This is a genomic window from Synechococcus sp. B60.1 (genome assembly GCF_047462555.1).
In the GTDB taxonomy this organism is placed as follows: domain Bacteria; phylum Cyanobacteriota; class Cyanobacteriia; order Thermostichales; family Thermostichaceae; genus Thermostichus.
In genome coordinates, this window is sequence record NZ_JANSJN010000114.1 from 3,005 (window position 1) to 6,088 (window position 3,084).

The window sequence follows — 3,084 nt, forward strand, 5'->3', positions numbered from 1 at the left end:
AGGGCCTCGAGGTAATCGGGGCGGCGGCTGTAGAGGGGGAAGCTGAAGTCGATGTAGGGGCAGTGGAGCTCAAAGTCGCGGGTAATCTCGCTGCCAAAAAAATCCAGCACACAGCCGGGGTATTTTTCCTTGAGGCCCCGCAGGAGGGGGATGGTGACCACAAAGTTGCCCACCTTGCTGGAAGAAAATACCGCTAGATGGGGTCGTTCCCGCAGGGGTTGGTTGGCAAACCGTTGCATAGGGTTGGGATCCCCAGAAAAAGCTGTTTGCGTCCGTAGGGCGGAGCACTTTTGTTAAGCTACCATCCCCTCCCCAGGGCTACTCAAGGCCGGCTGGCCTGGCTGCCATCCCAGATGACTACCACAGCAAAGCGATCCAGAAAGCCATCGCTGGCGTTCATCTGGCGCAGGTTGAAGGCGTCTTCGGCAGAGATCACCAGGTCGTAGCCTAGGGTGCGCATGGCGCGGATGCGGTGGGGCCGTTCCCCAATGCGGTTGACCAGCGAGCGGGCCTGCTCTTCTGAGGTGGTATAGGCGGCAGTGCCCTCGCTGCCCACAAAGGCAGCATTGAGATCCTGGCCAAGGTTGAGGGGCGGGTAAACTGGGTTGCCGTCGGGATCCAAAAGGCGCATCGATTGGCTAGGGAGAAAATCCAGGCCGCGGGCATCCACGATCAGCCCTGTTACCTGCGGGGTTTGCCGCTGGGATCCTGCTTCGAGGCCAGCTCCCCCCCCTGGCCCCTGGCCTGTGCCCACCCCCGAGCCAGGGCTGGAGCCGCGCCCCCCGCTCTGGCCGCTGCCGGGCCCGCTCCCTTCTCCCTGGCCAGAACCCGAGCCACCGCCCCCGCTGCCGAACTGGCGCAACAAGTCCAAATCGAAAATCGGCCCTTCCAAGCTTGTGTTCTCGCTAGAAACCGCTGACTCTACTTCTACCTGGTCGGGAGTAACCAGGCGCCAGGGCGTTTCTTCCGGGAAGGGTTGTTTCTCAACCGCTGGGGCAGGGGATCCCCCTTGCAGGCGGTAAAGGGGAGGAAACAGCGTTTGCGCCTCGACAGCTTCCCCCGGCCAGACCAGGATCCCCAGCGCTGCCAAGATCGCTCGGATCCCTGCGCCTTGAGTTCTATCTTTCCACCACCTCATGCCCCCACCTCACGGCCTGAAAACCTGTGGTTTGCTCTGCAGCCGCCCACCCTTCCCCCATGCTACCCAGGCAGGGCTGGTTCGGCAGGGGATCCCGCGCAGTCCTCCCTTTGGCTTTTTCTCCCCTGCGGAGGGATCCCTGGGTCAAGATGGCTGGGAAAGCCAGGCGTTGATCCCCAGCGATCCCCAAGCTCTTGACCGCCAGGCAAAAATACGCAAACATGTGTTCATCATTCTTTGCGATCCCCGTTGATCCCGACCTGGAGTCATCAGGGGTTGGAAAGCACAAAGCAGGCCGTCACGCCAGTAGGTTCAAGGCTGTACTGAGCCACAAGCTGGGATCGGCCTTTGGGTGAGAAGCTGGAGCATTGCACAAAGCCTGAGTTGTCGAAGACAGGAGACCCTGACCATGCCACCAGAGCGGATCCCATTGGAAGAAATGACCATCCGGCAGTTGCGGGAAGAAGCTGCCCGCTATCAAATCCCCAAGTACAGCCGCATGACCAAAGAGCAGCTTATCGAGGCCATTCGGGAAGCCCAAGCCAAAACTGGCCGCCCCATCGATGCGATGCCGGAGCCCAGCGGGCAAGAGTCGGTTACCGGGACGAAGTATGTCGGCCAAGTAGCTAGCAAGCCGGATCTGGCCGATGTAGACAAGGGGCTGGGGGATCTGCCCGGGGGCTATGGCGAAAGCCGCATTGTCCTGCTGCCGCGGGATCCCCAGTGGGCCTACGCCTACTGGGATGTCCCCAACGAAGCCAAGGAAAGCAAGCGCCGCGAGGGCGGCCAGCAGTTGGCGCTGCGTCTGTACGATGTGACAGATATTGATTTCGACCGCCAGCCGGCCCACAGCATGCAGGAGTACCCCTGCGACGAGTTGGCGCGGGAGTGGTACCTGCCGATCCCGGTGAGCGACCGCTCCTATTTGGTGGAGATTGGCTACCGGACGGCAGATGGCCGCTGGCTAATGTTGGCCCGCTCAGCAGCAGTGATGGTGCCGCCGGTCTTCCCCTCCGACTGGTTTGAAGAGCACTTCCTGACGGTGCCCTTTGAGATGCCCCTCCAGGGCCGCACCCTCTACCAGCTCACCGAGCCCTACAAGCGCAGCGCCGCCGGCATGGGCGTGGTGGCCTACAAAGGCGACGAGCCGCAGCGGGAGGCGACGGCGGATCCCTTCCTGGACATGGTGGGCGGCTTTGAGGCAATGCGGGTGGCGGGATCCCTGTTTGGCAGCCACCAAATGGGCAGCCGTCAACTGGTGCCGGAGCAGGCCATCAGCTCGTTCATTATCCCGTCAGGCGTGGGCATGATGGGGATGGCCATGGCCGAAGTGCCTGCTGCCCCTTGGATGGCTTCTGGATCGGGCCTGGGGCTGTTCTCCGGCGCTTCCGAAGTCCTGCCGCGGCGCTCCCGCAAGTTCTGGCTGGTGGCTGATGCCGAGCTGATCGTCTACGGGGCCACGGAGCCGGATGCCACCGTCACCATCGCTGGGCGCAAGATCCAGCTCAACCCCGATGGCACCTTCCGTTTCCACATGGCTTTCCCCGATGGCAACATCGACTTCCCCATCTTTGCCGTGGCTGCCGATGGCGAGCAAAACCGGGAGATCCACATGACCTTCGACCGCCGCACCCTCTCCCGCCGCACCAACACCAAGGAGGAGGCTATCGAAGAACTGTTGCCTTAAAGGGCTCGCTCTTGCTTGCTCACCCCCCAGCTCTAGGGGGGGCTTTTTACCGGGAAGTGATGCGCGAAGGCCCCTGGCTAAAGCTAGGGGGATGAAGCGCTGTCTTTGCTTATCCGCTCAAGCGAGTGATGTTTCATGCTAGCAGGAAAGCCAAGCTACTCAACCGAACACCAGAGCAGTACCAAGCTCTGAATGAGGCCATTCGTATCCATTGAGTATGAGTACAAGCAGTCGGGGTGGAAACTTTCACCTGACGGGA

General features: G+C 61.6%; 3 protein-coding genes and 1 pseudogene. 2 read left to right on the forward strand and 2 right to left on the reverse strand.

The genetic code is table 11. The annotated features are described in order from the left end of the window. Both NW863_RS11375 and NW863_RS11380 read right to left on the reverse strand, forming a co-directional pair. Positions 1-239: pseudogene (locus tag NW863_RS11375) on the reverse strand (glycosyltransferase family 9 protein); the annotation flags it as partial. Between the two features lie 83 nt (positions 240-322). Beyond that, positions 323-1,138, reverse strand: a complete 816-nt coding sequence (locus NW863_RS11380) for a hypothetical protein (protein ID WP_414366450.1) — start codon at positions 1,136-1,138, stop codon at positions 323-325. On the opposite strand from NW863_RS11380, the gene NW863_RS11385 reads away from it, so the two are divergent. Both NW863_RS11385 and NW863_RS11390 read left to right on the forward strand, forming a co-directional pair. After that, positions 1,137-1,391: a hypothetical protein gene (locus tag NW863_RS11385; protein WP_414366451.1), complete on the forward strand. Its 255-nt coding sequence runs from the start codon at positions 1,137-1,139 to the stop codon at positions 1,389-1,391. The two genes, NW863_RS11380 and NW863_RS11385, sit on opposite strands and share 2 nt — an antisense overlap. A gap of 156 nt (positions 1,392-1,547) precedes the next feature. Continuing rightward, entirely contained in the window at positions 1,548-2,825 is a 1,278-nt protein-coding gene (locus NW863_RS11390; RefSeq protein WP_414366452.1) for a DUF4912 domain-containing protein, read from the forward strand. Positions 2,826-3,084 lie beyond the last annotated feature (259 nt).